This window comes from Mesorhizobium sp. LNJC391B00 (genome assembly GCF_000502535.1).
Classification (GTDB): Bacteria; Pseudomonadota; Alphaproteobacteria; order Rhizobiales; family Rhizobiaceae; genus Mesorhizobium.
On record NZ_AYWI01000007.1, the window covers coordinates 205,062 to 223,512 of the forward strand.

Below are 18,451 nucleotides of genomic sequence, written 5' to 3' on the forward strand. Positions count from 1 at the left end.
GACTGCTTGTCCGGCGTCGATCTCCCAGAGATCGAACGGAGATCGCGCCGGACAATGTACCAGCGCCTACTGCAATTTCGCCTGCAGCGCGTTGACGTCGTCGGTTGTCATTTCACCGTCGGTCGTCACCTTGCCGTCGACGATCTTCCACAACCGGAACGGGCCGGTGATGTCGCCATATTTGTCGAAGCTGACCGGACCGATGACGCCTTCATAGCGGATCGGCTTGCCATCCTTGATCAGGCCGAGCGCCTTGGCGAATTCGTCCTTGCCTGCAAAGATCGGTGTGCCGGCCGGATCGACCGCCTTGTACATGGCATCCTTGATCTTGGCTGGATCCTCGGAGCCGGCAATGGCAATGGCGAGGCCGACAATGGCGCCGGCATCATAGGAACGGTCGGCTGCCGGGTTCGACGGCTCGATACCCGAAAACTCCTTGTAGTTTTTCAGGAAGTAGTCGGTGGAGGCCGTCGGGCTGGTGCCGGAAGAGGTGCCATAGGCATCCTTGAGATAGTCGGCGCCGACGGATTCGATGAAGTCCGGGCTGTTCATCCCGTCATTGAGCAGGAATTTCTGCACGCCGCCCTGCGATATCCAGGTGCGGGCGACCGTTGCGCCGTCGACCGGCGTGCTGACGAGGTAGAGTCCGTCCGGCTCGCCTCCCATCGCCGCCGTCACTTCCGAAGCATAGCTCGACTGCTTTTCATTATAGGGCGTGTCGGAGACGATGGTGCCGCCGAGCGCTTTGTAGGCGCGCGAGAATTCGGCCACCATGTTGACGCCGAAGTCGTTGTTGACATGGATGATCGACAGTTTCTTGAAGCCCTTGTCGATGGCGTATTTGGCGGCGGCCACGCCTTGCAGCGCATCCGACGTGATGGTGCGGAAGAAGATGCCGTTGGTCTTGCCGTCGCGGCCAAGGGCGGTCAGCGTAGGCGAGGACGAAGCCGGCGACACCTGCACGATCTTGGCCGGCCCGGTGACCGAGGTCAAAATCGGGATCGACACGGAGGAGATGATGCCGCCGATGATCACCGGCACCTTCTTGACCTGTACCAGCTGGGTCGCGGCATCGACCGCGATATTGCCCTGGCTCTGGCTGTCGCGCGTGTCGGTTGCGAGATCGCAGCCGCGTACGCCACCGGCTTCATTGATGTCGCGGAAGGCCATTTCGACGGACTTCGCGCCGGCCTGGCCGTATTCGCCGGCCGGACCGGTGAGCTCCATGACCAGGCCGACGGTGATCTTGCAGTCCGCTGCGTGTGCGGCGCCGGCCATCGTCACGAGAGCCAGTGCTGTGGTGATTTGAAGTATCGTCTTCTTCATTGCCGTTCCCCTTTTCTTGTTTGAACTTTGCCTGTTCAGCCTTCCGGCGCCTGCAGCCAGGTCTCATGCAGATGCCGCCATTCGACGCCGTTTGGTGCCGATGAACTGGTGGTGAAGACCGCACTGGACTGCCGGCGGCTATGCTTGCCGGCGCGCAGTTGCGCCTCGACGTAGAAGACGACGATCGTGTCCGCGTCCTGCCAACCCGGCCTGATGTCCTCGATCGATATGGCAAAACCGTCGTCGCAAGTGGCGCGGCTTGTCCGGACATGATCTACGACCGCGTCGCGATCGAGGATCTGGCCATTCGGCGCGACCATGGTGAGGCCTTCGCCCATGACGGCATCGAAGCGGCCGAACTCCACAGCGTCGGCTCGCGCGGCGACAAACCAGTCGACGAAGAAGCGATGCAGGTCGATGATTTCAGCGCTGGCACGCGAAAAAAGGGAAGGCTCTCCGCTCATTTCTTCCCCGCATTGAGGTTGTAATGCATGATCGAGCCGTGGCGGCCATGACGGTCGCGCTCCAGCGCGTAGACATCGCCCGCGAGGCCGGTGCCTTGTGCGATGGCGGCAGCAATCCGCGCGCGATCGTCGGCGTCGAGCGCGACGTCCATGATTTTCGTATTGGCCAGCGCATGTGCCTGGTTGCGCGCACCCACAATGACGGCCGCGACCTGCGGCTGCTCGAGCACCCATGCCGAGGCGATGGTGGCGATGTCGACGCCGTGGCGATCGCCGACCGCTTTCAGCGCCTTGAGCAGAGACTGGAACAGCTCCCAGCCGCCGAAGTCGTCGATGATCAGCTTGTATTTGACCAGCGAGCGGTTTTCGAGCGGCGTGGAGGGCTCGGCCACGCCAAGCCATTTGTCGCTGAGGAAGCCGCCCGCCACCGAGCCGTAGCAGAGGAAGCGGACACCGTTCTTAGCGGCAAGGCCCGCAAGGCTGTTTGCCGGCCGCTGGTCGAGCACTGAATATTGCAGTTGCTGGCTGACCAGCGGGATGCCCGAGGAGAGGATTTCGGCTAGCCTCGGCGTATCGAAATTGGTGGTGCCGAGATTGCGCACCTTGCCTTCCAGCCGAAGCTCGTCGAGCCAACCCATCGCCTCGACGTAACGAGGCTGGTCATAATCCCACCAGTGAAACTGCACGAGATCGATCCGCTCCGTCTTCAGCCTGCGAAGCGACTGATCGACGATGCCCCTGATGTAGTCGCGGCTGATGCTTGCCAGTCGTTCGAGGTCCGGCACCAGCTTGGTGTGCACCTTCATCCTGGCCGCGACATCGAGACCGCGATCGCGCGCCAGCCGCAGGCGCGCGGCGCCGATCAGTTCCTCGACGCCGGTGTAGATGTCGGCGCAGTCATAGGTCCAGATGCCGGCATCGAAAGTGGCGATGAGGTCGGTCACCGCCTGGCTGCGGTCGACGGCGCCATGGCCACCGGCGAGCTGCCAGCCGCCGCGGATGACGCGCGAGATCGTATAGCCGGGGCTGAGTTCGATGGTCCTGGCGCTCATCTTTTGTCGGTCTCCTTCGGCAGCGGCACGGCCGTGGTTTCGGCATGGCTGAACCGCCGCTTGGCAAGCCTGACAATGCGGAGCCGGCTGGCGCAATTGGGATCGGGACAGGCGACCTCGGCATCCGAGGTCATCCAGTCATTTGCATGCGTCGGGCGCTGCTTTGCCGCCAGGAGCGGCAACACGGCGGAGATCGAATAAATCGAAAAACCCTGCCCCGCCGGCAGCGACAGCATTTCGCCCTTGAGTTCGAAATAGTCGCCGGCCCTGGCGCCGCAATAGACCGGCTTGCCCTCGGGGATGACCGCTTCGACGCGCAGATCGAAGAGTTCGAAACTGTCGTCGGCCATTCAGGCCTCCACCAGGCTGAAGGTGATGTCACAGGCGCCGTTGCGGCGGATGACGCCGCAGGCGGCGGCAAACTGATCGCGCTCTCCGGCAAGCACGTGCGCGACCACGCTGCCGGCCAGCCAGCCGATCGGGAACAGCAGCCGCGCCCCCTGCCCGTAGTACAGGCCGATATCGAAGATGGCATTGGGATTGCCGCCCCACACGCGTGGCGGCACATAGGACAGCACGATATCGCCGGGCTGCGGCGTCAGCGTTGCATTCTCCGGTGGCAAAGGCTGGGCATAGGCCTGGCCATGGAGATCGGCTGACGGAACCGGGCACGAGATTTCCGGTCCTGTCCACATCGCATGGATGCCTGGGATGATGCGTGGCTGCGCCAGATACGCCAGCAGGAAGGCGGCATTCTCCGGCGCCTTTTCGGGCAATAGCAGCGCCGTCACGGAAAGCTTCGAGCGTGGTTCTGTGATGCCGATGGCGGGCTTGGTCATGTCAGCCCTTCGCCGATTGAAGTTTGTCGCGCAGGAAGGCGAAGGGGCGGCTGATGTCGGCTACCAGCGCCTCGCGCGCCGCTTGCGCATCCTGTTTGGCAAGTGCCGCGACAATTCGACGATGATAGTGGGCGGTATCAACCTCGCCTGCCTCGGAGAAGGCATAGATGGCGACGCGGATGCAGGGTCCCGATTGAAGCCAGAGGCTTTCGATCATCGGGATCAGCACAGCCGAGCCGCAGCAGCGGTAGATCTCAAAATGGAAGCTCTGGTTGAGCGTCGCTTCGCGATCGATATCCTTCTTGTGCTTCAGGGCCCGCATCTCGTCCCACTCGCCCAGCATGGCTTCGATCGATGCGATCTGGCGCGGGCTCATGCGCCTGGCGGCAAGCGCGATCGCTTCGCCTTCGATGAGTGAGCGGGCACGCAGGAGGTCGTCGATGCGCTCCAGCGTGATCGGCGGCACGCGCACGGAACGGTTGGGCAGCGCCTCCAGCGCCTTTTCCGTGATCAGCCGGCCGAGCGCTTCGCGTACCGGCATGGTCGAGGTGACCAGCGCATCGGCAAGACCGCGGATGGTCAGCACCTGGTTCGGCTCGAAAAGGCCACCGATCAGAGCACGGCGCAGCTCGGAATAGACGCGATCCTGCACGGTCTCGCGGCCGACCGGCGTAAGCTGGGCTGCGATCGTCTCGTTGTTCTTTTCGATGGCAGCCTTCTGCATTACCGGCATTGCCCCTTTTTCGGCTTGCGAACGAAATTAAAGCCGAATAGCGTGATCAAAGCAAGTGTGATCACAAATCAACAATCAGGAGGCGACAACGATCGTCTTCGGCCAGAGGGTTTGATGAGCGATGCAGCGCAGCGCCAAGGGCAGGAGACCCGTCCGCCGGTTCTGACGGCACGAAACGTCATCAGGCGTTTTGGCGGCCTTGTCGCCGTCGACAATGTCTCGTTTGATGTCAAAGCGGGCGAAATCCTCGGCCTGATCGGACCCAATGGCGCCGGCAAGACTACCATGTTCGACCTGCTCGCCGGCAGCATATTGCCGACCAGCGGCGATATCCTGCTCAGTGGCACGCGCGTCTCCGGCGAAGCCGCTCATCTGCGTATCGGCCGTGGTCTTGGCCGCACCTTCCAGATCCCGCGCCCCCTGCCCAATCTGACGCTGATCGAAAACATCATGCTGGCGGCGCAGGGCCAAGCCGGCGAAAAATTGCTCGCCAACTTCGTCACGCCGTGGCGAGTGGCGGCACAGGAAAGAGCAGCCAGGGCAAAGGCACTCGAGCTGCTGGAGCTCGTCTCGCTCGCTCGGCTGGCGCACGAACCGGCGCGCGTGCTTTCCGGCGGTCAACGCAAGCTGCTCGAACTCGCCCGCGTCATGATGGCCGATCCGGCGATCATCCTGCTCGACGAACCGGCCGCCGGCGTCAACGCGACGCTGCTCGAGATCATCATCGACCGCATCCGCGACATCAACGCGCACGGCATCACCTTTCTGCTGATCGAGCACAATATCGACATGGTGACGCGGCTCTGCCACCGCGTGCTGGTCATGGCGAGCGGACAGTTGCTCAGCGAAGGCACTGCGGAAGAGGTCGCCCGCGACCCGCGCGTCATCGAGGCCTATCTCGGAGGCCCAGCATGAATGAGACGGTCCTCGACGTGCGCGATCTCGAAGCGGGCTACGAGCCTGGCGTGCCGATCGTGCGCGGCGCCTCGATCACCGTCGGCAAGGGCGAGATCGTCGTCGTGCTCGGTCCCAACGGCGCCGGCAAGTCGAGCTTCATCAAGGCGATCGCCGGCCTTGTCCCGATCACCGGCGGCACCGTATTTCTGGACGGCAAGGACATCACCGCCGCTCCCGCACACACCATGGTTCGGCTCGGCCTGGCCTTCGTACCGCAGACGGAGAACATCTTCCCGCTGATGTCGGTCGAGGACAATCTGAAGGTCGCCTGCGGCATCCTCGAGCGACGCGAAATCCCTGCCCGCATCGAGGAAATGTATGCGGCCTTCCCCGACCTCGTCCGCCAGCGCCGCACCGCCGCCGGCAATCTGTCGGGCGGACAGCGGCAGATGCTTGCCGTCGCGCGCGCCCTGATCGTCCATCCCAAGGTGCTGGTACTCGACGAACCGTCGGCCGGCCTGTCGCCGAAATTCGTATCGACGGTGTTCGAGATGCTGGCCGGCATCCGCAAGTCCGGCGTCACCATCCTGCTGGTCGAACAGAACGCCAAGGCAGCGCTTGCCATCGGCGACCGCGCCTATGTGCTGGTCGAAGGCAAGGACCGGCACGAGGGCGTTGCTTCCGAACTGTGGAACGATCCTGTCGTCGCCGAACTCTATCTCGGCCAACGCCCGTCCCCCGTCGGCAAGGGAGGCGCGGCATGAGCCTGCAATTTGTCGTCGATGGGCTGCTGACCGGCTCGATGATCGGCCTTGGCGCCATCGGCGTGACGCTGACCTACTCGATCCTGCGCTTCTCGAACTTCGCCCATGGCGACTTCATGGCCTGGGGCACCTATGCGACGCTCGCCGTCGTCAGCGCCATCGGCGCGATGTTCGGCAAGGTGGCGCCCATTGGTCCGCTGTCCTTCGGCTGGCCGCTGCTGGTTGCGCTGGTTGTCGGCATGGCTTTCACCGCCCTGCTGGCGCTGTTGCTCGACAAGGTGCTGTTTTCGCGACTGCGCTCGCAGGGGCGAGCCATCATCGTGGTGATGGCGAGCTTCGGCGCCTCGATGGCGCTGCGCAGCCTGCTCGAATTCACCTTCAGCTCACGCCCGACCTATTTCAGCCGGGCGATCCAGATCGCCATGCCGGTCGGCTTCGGCATCCGCATCACGCCCGATCAGATCGCGCTGCTGCTGCTGACCGCAGTGCTGGTGCTCGGCGTGCATCTGTTGATGACACGCACGCAGACCGGCCGCTCCATGCAGGCGCTGAGCCAAAATGCGGCCCTGGCCCGCATCGTCGGCATCGATGTTGCCTCCGTGGTGCGCGTCACCTGGATCATCGGCGGGGCGCTGGCCTGTGTCGCCGGCGTGATGATCGGCATTCTGGTGCAGATCCGTCCGTTCATGGGCTTCGACATGCTGCTGCCGATGTTCGCCGCCGCCATTCTCGGCGGCATAGGCAGCATTCCAGGCGCCGTGCTCGGCGGCCTGATCATCGGCCTCGCCGAAGCCGGCGCAGTGCAGCTGATCGGCGCCGAATGGCGCGCCGCAATCTCCTTCATCATCCTGATGGCGGTGCTGTTCGTGCGGCCGATCGGCCTGTTTGGTGTGAGGGAACGCTGATGGACCTGCTCGGCTACGGCGCCTTCTTCCTGACCACCGCGCTGATCTTTTCGCTGGTCACGCTGGGGCTCAATCTGCAGTGGGGGCTGACTGGCCTTTTCAATGTCGGCCTTGCCGGATTCGTCGCCATCGGCGCCTATACATCAGCGCTGCTGACGACCCCGGACGATGCCGCGCGCTTCGGCGGCTTCGGTCTGCCGATCCTGGCCGGCTGGGCGGGCGCCATGATCGTCGGCGGTATCGCCGCAGCACTTACCGGCATGGCCACGCTGCGTCTGCGATCAGACTACCTGGCGATCACCACCTTCGGCGTCGCCGTCGTCGTGCAGCTGGTCGCGCTCAACGCGCAGAAACTCACGGGCGGCCCGTTCGGCATCGGCTTCATTCCGCGTCCGTTCGGCAGCCTTGCCGAGACACCACTGCTGTTCAACCTGTCGAACCTTGCGGTCGTTTCGGCTGTGACGCTGATGGCCTATCTCGCTCTGGAGCACCTGTCACGCAGTCCGTGGGGCCGCGTGCTCAAGGCGCTGCGCGAGGACGGGCGAGCGGCGATTTCGCTAGGCAAGAGCGCGCGCTTCTACCGCGTCCAGGCCTTTGCCGTCGGCGGCGCCATCATGGCGCTGGCCGGCGCTTTGCAGGCGCATTTCACCGGCTTCATCGCGCCGGACAATTACCTGCCGATCCTGACCTTCCAGGTCTGGGTGATGCTGATCGTCGGCGGCTCGGGCAGCAATGCCGGCGCCATTGCCGGCAGCATCCTGGTCTGGGCGATATGGGCGGGGTCGGGCACGCTGACCAGCGTGCTGTTTGCGCCCGAGCAGCAAGCACGCGCGGCCTCGCTGCAGATCGTCGCCATCGGCGTCATGCTGTGCGTCATCCTGCTGATCCGGCCGAACGGATTGTTCGGCGATCGGCCGCGCCGGCCGAAGCCCGGCAAACAGAAAAAGGCGGCGGCCAGCGAGAACGAGGCCGGACCATGAATGCCATGATCCGGCAAGACGTGCATGGCGTTTCACTCTGGCATGCCGTCAGCCGCAACCGCTGCGACCGGGGCACGCTGCAAGGCGGGCTCGACGTCGATCTCGCAATCGTTGGCGGCGGCTTTTCCGGCCTGTCGACGGCATTGCATGCCGCCGAGAAGGGGCTTTCGGTCGCGGTCCTCGAAGCCGAATTCATTGCCTGGGGTGCGACCGGCCGGAATGCCGGCTTCGTCGTTCCGAACTTTGCCAAGCGGGATCCAGACGACATCATCACCGAACTCGGACCCGAGCGCGGCGGGAGGCTGATCGATTTCGCCGCGGGAAGCGCTGACCTCGTCTTCGGCCTGATCAAGCGGCATGGCATCGAATGCGACGCTGTGCAGAATGGTTGGATCCAGCCGGCGCATTCGTCCGCCGCGCTGGAAAAGACGCGATCGCGCGCCGAGCAATGGGCGGCGCGGGGCAGGCCGACCGTAACGCTCGATGCCAAGGCGGTCACGACGCTCACCGGTATCGGCGGCTACGCCGGCGGTTGGATGGATAACTCGGGCGGCGTCCTCAATCCGGTCGAGTATGCGCGCGGCCTGGCCGATGCCGCCGAAAAAGCCGGCGCGCAGATCTTCGAGCAGACGCGCGTCGCTTCCATCGACCGCGCTGCGGATGGCTGGACCTTGACGACCGCATCCGGCGCCGTGCGTGCGGGCAAGGTGGTGATCGCCACCAACGCCTATGGCGGGGCACTGAACCGGACACTGGCGCGGACCTATATCCCGCTGAAAGTCTTCCAGATCGCCACTGCGCCGCTGTCGCGGGCCATACGCGCGCGCCTGCTGCCCGGCGGCCAGGGCGTCGGCGACACCAGGCGCAACCTGTTCACGTGCCGCTTCGATGGCCAGAACCGGCTGATCAGCGGCGGCATGCATGTCGTCGGAGCCGGCGCTGAGACGCGCATGCCGCAAACGATCTGGCGACGGCTCGCCAGGCATCTCGATTTGCCTGACCTGCCGCCGCTTGCCTACAGCTGGACAGGCGTGGCGGCGGTGGTGCCGGATTTCCTGCCGCGCCTCATCGACCTCGGCCCGGGCCTGATCGCCGGCTTCGCCTGCAACGGCCGCGGCATCGCCATGACCACGGTAATGGGCAAAGTGCTGGCGGACTGGGCGAGCGGAACGGACGCCCGATATCTGCCGCTCCCCTTCGCACCGCCAGCGCCGATCCCGCTGCACAACCTCGTGCGCTATGCACCGAATATGCTGCTCCCCTGGAGCATCCTGCGCGACCGGCTGGATTAGACAGCCAAGCCAGGTGATCCTCCTGCCGGCGCACTCACAGCGACCCGAAAAGGACCGCCACACCTTCCGCAATCGATGACCGTGGTGGCCCAAGAGGATATAGTCAGATCCCCTCCCCATCCAGCCGCATCTACTCCGCAGCCTGAACCCGATTGGCCTGGATGACCGCCCGGATCTCGGACCGGCAGGAGCCGCAATTGGTGCCGGCCTTCAGGGCGCCGCCTATGGCTTCGACTGTCGCGCACCCGGCTGCCACTGCCGCCGCGATCTGGTTGACCCCGACGCTGAAACAGGAGCAGACGGTCGCGCCCGCATCGGGCCGATCGGCGCCGGCGCGACCGGCGACGATCCTGAAGCGTTCGCGCTGGCTGGTGTGAACCTCCTGGAGTTGCTGTGCCGCCCAACCCCGCGAAACCGCCACCGGTCCCGACGCGATAAACAAAGCCCCGGCGAGGTGCTGGTCGTCGAAGGCAGCAATACGATGCTGGCCGGTATCGCGGTCGTGATAAGCGAGCGTATCGGCTACGGGAACATCGAAAAGCGAACCAGCAAAACCAGCCCAGTCGATGTCGTCGTCAGCAAAGGCAAGCTCCACCCGCCAGCCGCCCTTGCATTTGGCCACGGCCCAGTAATCTGCTGCGACCGCCACCGGCTTGCGGCGCACCACGGCGAAGCCGAAGGCTCTCGCGGCGAACTTCTCGATGCGGGCGCCGACATGTTTCAGCGCAGGCTGACCGGAAACCGGATCGGTCAGAGGCGCGGTCAGCGTGTCGAGCCGGCCTTTTGCCGAAAACTGGTCAGTCCAGTGCATCGGCGCAAACACGCTCCCCTGGCGCTGGCGTGCCGTCACCAGCGCGCGCACCAGCACATCGCCGCGCGGGCTGGAGACGCGCACGATGTCGGCGTCGCCAATGCCGTGATGCGTGGCATCCGCCGGGTGGATCTCGACGAAGGGCTCGGCCATGTGCTGGGAGAGACGTGGGCTTTTGCCGGTGCGGGTCATTGTGTGCCAATGGTCGCGAACGCGGCCGGTGTTGAGGATCAGCGGATAGTCCGGGCTGGTGCGTGTCTCGACGTTGGGACGAATGGCGATGAAGCGGGCCTTGCGGTCGGGATTGTAGAAATTGCCGTTGGCGAAGAAGCGGGTGTTGGAAGGGTCAAGTCCCGCTTGAACACCCCCCTCTGTCCTGCCGGACATCTCCCCCGCAAGGGGGGAGATTGGCAGCTTTGACGCCGGCATATCTTCTGCATCGTTGGTAATTGGCGAAGGCCGAGGCGACGGCTGATCTCCCCCCTTGCGGGGGAGATGGCCGGCAGGCCAGAGGGGGATGGCTGGGCTCGGCGCCGGCCATTGGAAAGGCTCAAGCGCTGCATAGGCCTCCTTATCAACACCAGCATAACCACCAATATCGAAATCCCGTGCGCCGTCATTCTCGAACCCCGACAGCGCGGCGTGTTCGGCGAAGATTTCCGCTGGCGACGAATAGGAAAACGCCTCGTCAAACCCCATCCGCTTGCCCACCTCGGCGACGATCAACCAATCCGGCCGCGCCTCACCAGGCACCGCAAGAAAGCTGCGCTGGCGCGAGATGCGGCGCTCTGAATTGGTCACGGTGCCGTCCTTCTCGCCCCATGCGGCGGCGGGCAGCCGCACATGGCCGTGGCGCACGGTGTCCGTGCTCGCCAGCACATCCGAAACCGCGACAAACGGGCAGGCCTTGATCGCTGCCTCGACGGCATCGGCATCCGGCATCGAATCGACCGGGTTGGTGGCCATGATCCACAGCGCCTTGATGCGCCCGTCGGCCACCGCCTGAAACATCTCGACCGCCTTCAGACCGGGCTTTTGGGCGACGGCCGGCGCATTCCAGAAACGCTGCACGCGGTCGCGGTGCTCGGGGTTTTCGATCTCCATATGGGCGGCCAGCATATTGGCCATGCCGCCGACCTCGCGGCCGCCCATGGCGTTGGGCTGGCCGGTCACTGAAAACGGCCCTGCCCCAGGTTTGCCGATGCGGCCGGTGGCGAGATGGCAGTTGATGATGGCGTTGACCTTGTCGGTGCCCGAAGACGACTGGTTCACTCCCTGGCTGTAGACCGTGACGGTTTTCGCAGTCGCGGCGAACAGGTTGTAGAAGCGGGTGAGCTCGTCCTCGCTCAGGCCGGTGGCGGCGGCGATGCCGGCAAGGTCGAGCGCCGATGCGGCGAAGAGAGCTTGGCCGAAGCCGGTCGTGTGTGCGGTCACATAGCCACGGTCGAGTGCGTTGTGCCGGCCGAGCCAGGCGAGCAGGCCGGTGAACAAAGCAACGTCGCCATCCGGCGCGATCGCCAGGTGAATGTCGGCGATATCAGCGGTCATGGTGCGGCGCGGGTCGACCAGCACGACCTTCATCTCCGGTCGTTTTTCCCGGGCCGCCGCGATGCGCTGGAAGAGCACGGGATGGCACCAGGCGAGATTGGAGCCGACCAGCACGATCAGGTCGGCGAGCTCGAGATCCTCGTAGGTGCCGGGCACGGTGTCGGAGCCGAAGGCGCGGCGGTGGCCGGCAACCGAGGAGGCCATGCATAGCCGCGAATTGGTGTCGATGTTGGCCGAGCCGATGAAGCCCTTCATCAGCTTGTTGGCGACATAGTAGTCTTCGGTCAGCAACTGGCCGGAGACATAGAAGGCGACGGAGTCAGGACCGTGCTCGGCGATGGTTTGCGAAAAGGTCGAAGCGACGCGGTCGAGCGCCTCGTCCCAGCCGGCACGGCGACCGTGGACTTCGGGGTAGAGCAGCCTGCCGTCGAGGTCGATGGTTTCGGCCAGGGCCGAGCCCTTGGAGCAGAGCCGGCCGAAGTTCGCTGGATGGTCGGGGTCGCCGCGGACGCTGACTTCACCGTTCGCGGCGACTTTCGCCAGCACGCCGCAACCCACCCCGCAATAGGGGCAGGTGGTCCTCACCTCGCGCGCTTCGCCCAGTTCCATGCTTCAGGCCGCGCGGCTGGCCAGCGCTTTCAGCGCAATGAACAGGAGCTCGCCCTCGATCCGCACAGGAATGGTGCGCACGGCGCCCTCGTCGGCGCCGAGCGCCTTGCCCGTCTCCAGCGAGATGACCCAATTGTGCAAGGGACAGGTGACGGCGGTGCCGTGGACGATGCCTTGGCTCAGCGGCCCACCTCTGTGCGGGCAATGATCGTCGATGGCGTAGACCTGATCGTCCTGCGTGCGGAAGACGGCGATCTTACCCTCGGGTGTGTCGACGCAGCGCGCGCCACGCCGCGGGATGTCGGAGAGTGAGCCGATCGATATCCAGTCCATTTTGATCACTCCGCCGCCTGCGCAAACCCGACAGAAGCCATTGGCCGGAACTCGTGCTTGTCCTTGCCGGAGACGCGTTCCGACCACGGGTCGACCTGGGCGAATTTCTGGCTGAAGACGAAGCGCTCGTAATAGGCCTTGCGCTTTGCACCGTCGTCCATGATCTGGCGCTTGATCTCGGGGATGCCGATGCGCTTGGCCCATTTGTAGATGCGCTCGAGATAGCGGCCCTGCTCGCGATACATCTGCGTCAGCGCCACGATATGCTCCAGCGCCTCGTCCTCGGTCTTGACCAGGCCAAGCACTTCGGTGCCCTTGATGTCGAGGCCGGCGGCGCCGGCGAAATGGATCTCGTAGCCACTGTCGACACAGATCACGCCGACATCCTTGCAGGTCGCCTCGGCGCAGTTGCGCGGACAGCCCGACACCGCCATTTTGACCTTGGCCGGGGTCCACGAGCCCCACATGAATTTCTCGATGCGAATGCCGAGGCCGGTCGAATCCTGCGTGCCGAAGCGGCACCAGTCGGAGCCGACACAGGTCTTCACCGTGCGCAGGCCCTTGGCGTAAGCATGGCCTGAGACGAAGCCGGCCTGGCCGAGATCGGCCCACACCGCCGGCAGATCCTCCTTGCGGATGCCCAGCATGTCGATGCGCTGGCCGCCGGTGACCTTGACCATCGGTATCTCGAACTTATCGACGACGTCGGCGATGGCGCGCAGTTCGGCGGCGTTGGTGACGCCGCCCCACATGCGCGGCACCACCGAATAGGTGCCGTCCTTCTGGATGTTGGCGTGGACGCGTTCGTTGATGAAGCGCGACTGATAGTCGTCGGCGTAATCGTTCGGCCAGTCGCAGACGAGGTAGTAGTTGAGCGCCGGCCGACATTTTGCGCAGCCGCAGGAGGTCGTCCATTCCAGCTCCTGCATGACGGCGGGAATGGTCTTCAGGCTCTTGGCGATGATCAGCCGGCGCACCTCGTCATGGCCGAGCGTGGTGCAGCCGCACATCGGTTGCACGGCGGCCGGGTTGTATTTGTCGCCGATGGTCAGCACCATCAGCTTCTCGACCAGCCCGGTGCACGAACCGCAGGAAGCCGATGCCTTGGTGTGGGCGCGCACGTCGTCGAGCGAAGCCAGGCCCTTGGCCGTGATCGCGCCGGTGATCTTTCCCTTGCAAACGCCGTTGCAGCCGCAGATTTCCGCATCATCCGGCAAGGCTGCAACGGCCGCCATAGGGTCCAGCGGGGCACCCCCCTGGTAGGACTGGCCGAAGATGAGCGTGTCGCGCATCTCCGATATGTCGGTCTGCTTCTTCTTGAGATCGTTGAACCAGGCCCCATCCGCCGTCTCGCCATAAAGCACGGTGCCGATGATGCGGTCGTCCTTGAGCACAAGGCGCTTGTAGACGCCGGCGGCGGCATCGCGCAGCACGATCTCCTGGCGGTCCTCGCCTTCGGCGAAGTCGCCAAGCGAGAACAGGTCGATGCCGGTGACCTTGAGCTTGGTCGGCGTGTCCATGTGGACGAAGGCCGCTGCCTCGTTGCCGGCCAACTGGTTCGCGGCAACGCGCGCCATCTCGTAGAGCGGCGCGACCAGCCCGTAGACCTGGCCGTTGACCTCGGCGCATTCGCCGAGCGCGTAGACGTCGGGGTCGTTGCTGCGCATGCCGGCATCGACGACAATACCACGATTGACGGCTATGCCGGCCTCCTTGGCCAGCGCCGCATTCGGCCGGATGCCGACCGCCATCACCACCAGCGTTGCCGGGATGATGGTGCCGTCGGCAAGCTCCACCTGCCCGACCTTGCCGTTGCCGGTGATCGCCTGGGTGTTGGCCTTGGTGATGACCTTGATGCCGCGCTGTTCCACCGCGCGCTGCAGGAGATAGCCGGCGGCTGGATCGAGCTGACGCTCCATCAATGTCGGCATGACATGCAGCACGGTGACGTCCATGCCTTGGGCGTTCAAACCTGCTGCCGCCTCCAGCCCGAGCAGGCCGCCGCCGATGACCACGGCCTTGGCGCGCGACTGGGCGGCAAGCATCATGGCCTGAACATCGTCGAGGTCGCGATAGGTCAGCACGCCCGGCAGATCGTGACCGGGCACCGGAATGATGAAAGGCACTGATCCGGTGGCGATGACGAGCTTGTCGTAAGGCTCGGTGACGCCGTGGTCGGAGGTGACGGTCTTGGCCGCCCGGTCGATGGCGACGATCTTGTGACCCTTGTAGAGGGTGATGTTGTTGGCGATGTACCAGCCGTCGCCGTGGATGATGATTTCCTCATAGGCCTTTTCGCCGGAGAGAACCGGCGACAGCATGATGCGGTCGTAGTTCACCCGCGGCTCGGCGTTGAAGATGGTCACGGTGTAGCGGCCCGGCGCCTGTTCGAGCAGATGCTCCAGCATGCGCCCAGGGGCCATGCCGTTGCCGATGATGACGAGCTTTTCGGTCATGGCGTTACTCCGCGGCTTCGACGAAGCGATGACGTTCATAGAGGAACTTCAGCACCGCTTCGCGGCAGCGCAAAAAGGTGCGGTCGGAAGAGAGTTCGACGCGGCGACGCGGCCGCGCCAGCGGCACCGCAAGCACCTCACCGATGGTCGCCGCCGGACCGTTGGTCATCATGACGATGCGATCGGACAACAATACCGCCTCGTCGACATCGTGGGTGATCATGATCGTCGTCGAGCCGAGCCGGGAATGGATGTCCATAACCGCATCCTGCAGATGGGCGCGCGTCAGCGCGTCGAGTGCCCCGAACGGCTCGTCGAGCAACAGGATCTTCGGCTCCATGGCAAGCGCCCGGGCAATGCCGACGCGCTGCTTCATGCCACCCGATATTTCGGCCGGCCGCTTGTCCTTGGCATGGGCCATCTGCACGAGATCAAGATTGCGCATGATCCAGTCATGCCGTTCGGTCCTGCTCTTGGAACGACCAAAGACTTTCGACACCGCCAGGCTGATGTTTTCGTAGACGGTGAGCCATGGCAGCAGGCTGTGGTTCTGGAACACCACGGCGCGCTCGGGTCCGGGGCTGTCGACCTCCTTGTTTTCAAGCAGCACGGCGCCGGCGGAAACCTTGGTCAGCCCGGCGATCAGATTGAGCAAGGTCGACTTGCCACAGCCGGAATGGCCGATGATGGAGACGAATTCGCCCTTGTCGATGGTCAGCCTGATGTCCTTGAGCACCTCGCTGACCTGACCGCCGCGGGCAAAGGATTTGTCGATATGGTCGAGCTTCAGATAGGCCGTCATCGCCCTCTCCTCACTTTGCCGTTGTGCCGCGGGTGACGAAAGCGCCGACCGCAGCGACCAGGCGGTCGAGGCAGAAGCCGGTGACGCCGATATAGGCGAGCGCGACGATGATGTCGGGCAGCCGCGACGAGTTCCAGGCGTCCCAGATGAAGAAGCCGATGCCGACGCCGCCGGTCAGCATTTCGGCGGCGACGATGGCGAGCCAGGACAGGCCGATGCCGATTCTGAGGCCGGTGAAGATGTAAGGTGCAGCTGCCGGAACCATGATCTTGACGAAAAATTCGAACTGGTTGAGCCGCAGGATGCGCGAGACGTTGCGGTAGTCTTCCGGAATGTTTCGCACGCCGACGGCGGTGTTGATGATGATCGGCCAGATCGAGGTGATGAAGATAACGAACAGCGCCGACGGGCTGGAATCGCGGAAAGCAGCCAGCGACAGCGGCAACCAGGCCAGCGGCGGCACGGTGCGCAGTATCTGGAACACTGGATCGAGGCCACGCATGGCCCAGATCGACTGGCCGACCAGGGCGCCGAGCGCGACGCCGACGATCGCCGCCAGGCCGAAGCCGATGGCGACGCGCTGCAGAGAGATCAGCACCCGCCACGCAAGGCCGATATCCTGCGGGCCGTTGTTGAAGAACGGATGCGCGATCAGGTCATAGGCCTCGTTCCACACCTGGCTGGGCGGCGGCAGGCTGGCGGTCGGCGACGAGCAGGCGATCTGCCACACGACCAGCATGAAGGCGATAACGATGACCGGCGGCACCAGGGCGGTGGCCAGCCTGCCGGCGATCGCGATCGGGTCGAAGCGGCGCCGCGCCCTGGCGGTGAAAGCGATGACCGCGGCAGGCTTCGCGGGGAACGCCTTCACCGTGGTTTCCTCAATGGCTTGGATGGACATGTCTGACAATAACTCCGGGGTCGATGCGGTCGACAACGGCGAAGCGCCGTTGCGCTGGGGCGACAAACGGCGGAACGCGCCGTTTGCGCTGGTCAAGCCGATGCCTTGATCTTCAGGCTGTCGAGATAGGCCGACGGGTTGGCCGGGTCGAAAATCTTGCCGTCGAAGAAGGTCTCGACGCCGCGCGACGACGAGGCCGGAATATCGGCTGCGGCAACGCCGAGATCCTTCGCCGCCTCGCGCCAGATATCCTCGCGATTGACCTGATCGACCAGCGTCTTGATGTCGGTGGTCGGCGCGAATTTTCCCCAACGGATGTTTTCGGCGAGGAACCAGCTGTCGTGGCTCTTGTAGGGATAGGAGACGCCACCCTTCCAGAATTTCATGTAGAGGTCAGTGCCGGTGGCCACGCGGCCATTGCCGTAGTTGATGTCGCCCTTGAGGCGGCCGATAATGTCGGCGACAGGCACGTTCATCCATTGCCGCTTGCCGATGATGGCGGCCATCTCGTCCTTGTTCTCCGTGGCCTCACACCATTGCTGGGCCTCCATGACGGCCATCACGATCGCCTTGGTGGCGTTCGGGTATTTGTCGATGAATTCGGCGCGGAGGCCGAGCGCCTTTTCGGGATGACCCTTCCACAGTTCGCCGGTGGTGGCGGCGGTGAAACCAACGCCCTGGTGGACGAGCTGTTCGTTCCACGGTTCGCCAACGCAGAACACGTCCATGTTGCCGACTTTCATGTTGGCGACCATCTGCGGCGGCGGCACGACGATGGTCGAGACGTCCTTGTCGGGATCGATGCCGCCGGCGGCCAGCCAATAGCGCAGCCACAAATCATGCGTGCCGCCCGGGAACGTCATGGCGGCCTTGATTTCCTTGCCGGCCGCCTTCTTGGCGGCGAAGGCGTCCTTCAGCTTGGAGGCGTCGAGGCCGACACCGGTGCCGGCGTATTCCTGCGCAACCGAAATGCCCTGGCAGTCGTAGTTGAGCCGCGCCACGATAGCCATCGGCATCGGCTGGTTGTTCTGCGTCACCTTGCCGGTGTGCATGAGATAGGGCAGCGGCGTCAGGATGTGAGCGCCGTCGATGCCGTTGGCTTCGCCGCCGAGCATCAGATTGTCGCGCGTCGCGCCCCAGGAGGCCTGCTTGATCACCTCGACGTCGGGCATGCCGAACTTGGCGAACAGCCCCTTCTCCTTGGCGATCATCAGCGGCGCCGCGTCGGTCAGCGCGATGAAGCCGAGCTTGGCGCCGGTGACCTCCGGAGCGGTCGTGGCGGCATAGGCGCCCGAGGGGAAGAGCTTGCGGGCCGCCACGAACAGGCCGGCCGTCATGGCGCTGCTGACAAGAAAATCGCGGCGCGTCACATCCTTGAGCGATGTTCCCGTCCCGATCCATTTCCCTATTTTTTCTTTCATCGTGATCTCCGGTTGAACGCTTCGTCGAGTGGCCCAAAACAAAAAAGCCGCCGTCCAGGCCTCGCGCGTCCGTACATCCGGGATCGCGTCGTTGACCTGAGCGGCAGCTTTGCCTGTGGCGCCCGCCATTGGACGCCTGTTCCGTGACCCGCGAAGGGTCTGGCTAATTCAAAGCAGGAACCGTGCCAGTTCTGAGTGAAACGAAAAACCTAAATGAAATCAACATTACGCGCCAGACGCCGGCACGCGAGGCGACATCGCAAGCAGGTCAAAGATTGTTCATTACAGCAATCGCACGCACATTTTTTGTGCAATGCA

17 protein-coding genes are annotated in these 18,451 nt (G+C 64.3%); 5 read left to right on the forward strand and 12 right to left on the reverse strand.

Features of this window, described 5'->3' with window-relative positions:
- Positions 1-66: 66 nt before the first annotated feature.
- The 6 genes from X750_RS145775 to X750_RS145750 are packed head-to-tail and all read right to left on the reverse strand — an operon-like array spanning position 67 to position 4,405.
- Positions 67-1,326: an ABC transporter substrate-binding protein gene (locus X750_RS145775; RefSeq protein WP_023704754.1), complete on the reverse strand. Its 1,260-nt coding sequence runs from the start codon at positions 1,324-1,326 to the stop codon at positions 67-69.
- Between the two features lie 35 nt (positions 1,327-1,361).
- The gene (locus X750_RS145770) at positions 1,362-1,790 is read right to left on the reverse strand and encodes a hypothetical protein (RefSeq protein WP_023704753.1); all 429 of its coding nucleotides are present in this window, start codon (positions 1,788-1,790) and stop codon (positions 1,362-1,364) included.
- Positions 1,787-2,842, reverse strand: a complete 1,056-nt coding sequence (locus X750_RS145765; protein ID WP_023704752.1) for an aldo/keto reductase — start codon at positions 2,840-2,842, stop codon at positions 1,787-1,789. The genes X750_RS145770 and X750_RS145765 overlap by 4 nt, the downstream gene beginning before the upstream one ends.
- Positions 2,839-3,192: a TIGR04076 family protein gene (locus X750_RS145760; protein WP_023704751.1), complete on the reverse strand. Its 354-nt coding sequence runs from the start codon at positions 3,190-3,192 to the stop codon at positions 2,839-2,841. Before X750_RS145760 ends, X750_RS145765 begins: the two co-directional genes overlap by 4 nt.
- Positions 3,193-3,681 (reverse strand): DUF3830 family protein, encoded by a 489-nt coding sequence (locus X750_RS145755; protein ID WP_023704750.1) that lies wholly within the window; start codon positions 3,679-3,681, stop codon positions 3,193-3,195. It abuts the gene before it with no gap.
- Between the two features lies 1 nt (position 3,682).
- Positions 3,683-4,405: a GntR family transcriptional regulator gene (locus X750_RS145750; RefSeq protein ID WP_023704749.1), complete on the reverse strand. Its 723-nt coding sequence runs from the start codon at positions 4,403-4,405 to the stop codon at positions 3,683-3,685.
- Positions 4,406-4,528: 123 nt separating this feature from the next.
- Here X750_RS145750 and X750_RS145745 point away from each other — a divergent pair, with 123 nt between their 5' ends.
- Genes X750_RS145745 through X750_RS145725 form a run of 5 tightly spaced genes read left to right on the forward strand, consistent with a single transcriptional unit; the run spans position 4,529 to position 9,252 of the window.
- Positions 4,529-5,329, forward strand: coding sequence for an ABC transporter ATP-binding protein (locus X750_RS145745; RefSeq protein WP_023704748.1), 801 nt, complete (start codon positions 4,529-4,531; stop codon positions 5,327-5,329).
- Positions 5,326-6,075, forward strand: a complete 750-nt coding sequence (locus X750_RS145740; protein ID WP_023704747.1) for an ABC transporter ATP-binding protein — start codon at positions 5,326-5,328, stop codon at positions 6,073-6,075. The genes X750_RS145745 and X750_RS145740 overlap by 4 nt, the downstream gene beginning before the upstream one ends.
- Entirely contained in the window at positions 6,072-6,980 is a 909-nt protein-coding gene (locus tag X750_RS145735) for a branched-chain amino acid ABC transporter permease (RefSeq protein WP_023704746.1), read from the forward strand. The genes X750_RS145740 and X750_RS145735 overlap by 4 nt, the downstream gene beginning before the upstream one ends.
- A complete protein-coding gene (locus X750_RS145730; protein WP_023749756.1) occupies positions 6,977-7,960 on the forward strand; it encodes a branched-chain amino acid ABC transporter permease in 984 nt (327 codons plus the stop codon). The genes X750_RS145735 and X750_RS145730 overlap by 4 nt, the downstream gene beginning before the upstream one ends.
- A complete protein-coding gene (locus tag X750_RS145725; RefSeq protein ID WP_023704744.1) occupies positions 7,957-9,252 on the forward strand; it encodes an FAD-dependent oxidoreductase in 1,296 nt (431 codons plus the stop codon). Before X750_RS145730 ends, X750_RS145725 begins: the two co-directional genes overlap by 4 nt.
- A 130-nt stretch (positions 9,253-9,382) precedes the next feature.
- Here the strand turns inward: X750_RS145725 and X750_RS145720 are convergent, their stop codons facing one another.
- The 6 genes from X750_RS145720 to X750_RS145695 form a co-directional block, all read right to left on the reverse strand.
- Positions 9,383-12,220 carry a nitrate reductase gene (locus X750_RS145720; RefSeq protein WP_023704743.1) on the reverse strand — a complete coding sequence of 946 codons (2,838 nt, stop codon included), beginning with the start codon at positions 12,218-12,220 and terminating at the stop codon, positions 9,383-9,385.
- Between the two features lie 3 nt (positions 12,221-12,223).
- Positions 12,224-12,553: a nitrite reductase small subunit NirD gene (gene nirD, locus X750_RS145715; RefSeq protein ID WP_023686954.1), complete on the reverse strand. Its 330-nt coding sequence runs from the start codon at positions 12,551-12,553 to the stop codon at positions 12,224-12,226.
- A gap of 5 nt (positions 12,554-12,558) precedes the next feature.
- Positions 12,559-15,009: a nitrite reductase large subunit NirB gene (gene nirB, locus X750_RS145710; protein WP_023708118.1), complete on the reverse strand. Its 2,451-nt coding sequence runs from the start codon at positions 15,007-15,009 to the stop codon at positions 12,559-12,561.
- Positions 15,010-15,013: 4 nt separating this feature from the next.
- A complete protein-coding gene (locus X750_RS145705; protein ID WP_023682696.1) occupies positions 15,014-15,811 on the reverse strand; it encodes an ABC transporter ATP-binding protein in 798 nt (265 codons plus the stop codon).
- A 10-nt stretch (positions 15,812-15,821) separates the two neighbouring features.
- Complete coding sequence (ntrB, locus tag X750_RS145700) at positions 15,822-16,712, reverse strand: nitrate ABC transporter permease (protein ID WP_023747991.1); 891 nt, start codon at positions 16,710-16,712, stop codon at positions 15,822-15,824.
- Positions 16,713-16,804: 92 nt separating this feature from the next.
- Positions 16,805-18,133 carry a CmpA/NrtA family ABC transporter substrate-binding protein gene (locus X750_RS145695; RefSeq protein ID WP_023667844.1) on the reverse strand — a complete coding sequence of 443 codons (1,329 nt, stop codon included), beginning with the start codon at positions 18,131-18,133 and terminating at the stop codon, positions 16,805-16,807.
- Positions 18,134-18,451: the final 318 nt, after the last annotated feature.

What these genes read in the sequence shown, in the direction of transcription:
- nirB (WP_023708118.1), bottom strand. Translation starts at nt 15,009, where the DNA reads ATGACCGAAAAGCTCGTCATCATCGGCAACGGCATGGCCCCTGGGCGC.
- X750_RS145725 (WP_023704744.1), top strand. Translation starts at nt 7,957, where the DNA reads ATGAATGCCATGATCCGGCAAGACGTGCATGGCGTTTCACTCTGGCAT.
- X750_RS145770 (WP_023704753.1), bottom strand. Translation starts at nt 1,790, where the DNA reads ATGAGCGGAGAGCCTTCCCTTTTTTCGCGTGCCAGCGCTGAAATCATC.
- X750_RS145750 (WP_023704749.1), bottom strand. Translation starts at nt 4,405, where the DNA reads ATGCAGAAGGCTGCCATCGAAAAGAACAACGAGACGATCGCAGCCCAG.
- nirD (WP_023686954.1), bottom strand. Translation starts at nt 12,553, where the DNA reads ATGGACTGGATATCGATCGGCTCACTCTCCGACATCCCGCGGCGTGGC.
- X750_RS145735 (WP_023704746.1), top strand. Translation starts at nt 6,072, where the DNA reads ATGAGCCTGCAATTTGTCGTCGATGGGCTGCTGACCGGCTCGATGATC.
- X750_RS145775 (WP_023704754.1), bottom strand. Translation starts at nt 1,326, where the DNA reads ATGAAGAAGACGATACTTCAAATCACCACAGCACTGGCTCTCGTGACG.
- X750_RS145705 (WP_023682696.1), bottom strand. Translation starts at nt 15,811, where the DNA reads ATGACGGCCTATCTGAAGCTCGACCATATCGACAAATCCTTTGCCCGC.
- X750_RS145755 (WP_023704750.1), bottom strand. Translation starts at nt 3,681, where the DNA reads ATGACCAAGCCCGCCATCGGCATCACAGAACCACGCTCGAAGCTTTCC.
- X750_RS145765 (WP_023704752.1), bottom strand. Translation starts at nt 2,842, where the DNA reads ATGAGCGCCAGGACCATCGAACTCAGCCCCGGCTATACGATCTCGCGC.
- X750_RS145720 (WP_023704743.1), bottom strand. Translation starts at nt 12,220, where the DNA reads ATGGAACTGGGCGAAGCGCGCGAGGTGAGGACCACCTGCCCCTATTGC.
- X750_RS145745 (WP_023704748.1), top strand. Translation starts at nt 4,529, where the DNA reads ATGAGCGATGCAGCGCAGCGCCAAGGGCAGGAGACCCGTCCGCCGGTT.
- X750_RS145695 (WP_023667844.1), bottom strand. Translation starts at nt 18,133, where the DNA reads ATGAAAGAAAAAATAGGGAAATGGATCGGGACGGGAACATCGCTCAAG.
- X750_RS145760 (WP_023704751.1), bottom strand. Translation starts at nt 3,192, where the DNA reads ATGGCCGACGACAGTTTCGAACTCTTCGATCTGCGCGTCGAAGCGGTC.
- ntrB (WP_023747991.1), bottom strand. Translation starts at nt 16,712, where the DNA reads ATGTCCATCCAAGCCATTGAGGAAACCACGGTGAAGGCGTTCCCCGCG.
- X750_RS145740 (WP_023704747.1), top strand. Translation starts at nt 5,326, where the DNA reads ATGAATGAGACGGTCCTCGACGTGCGCGATCTCGAAGCGGGCTACGAG.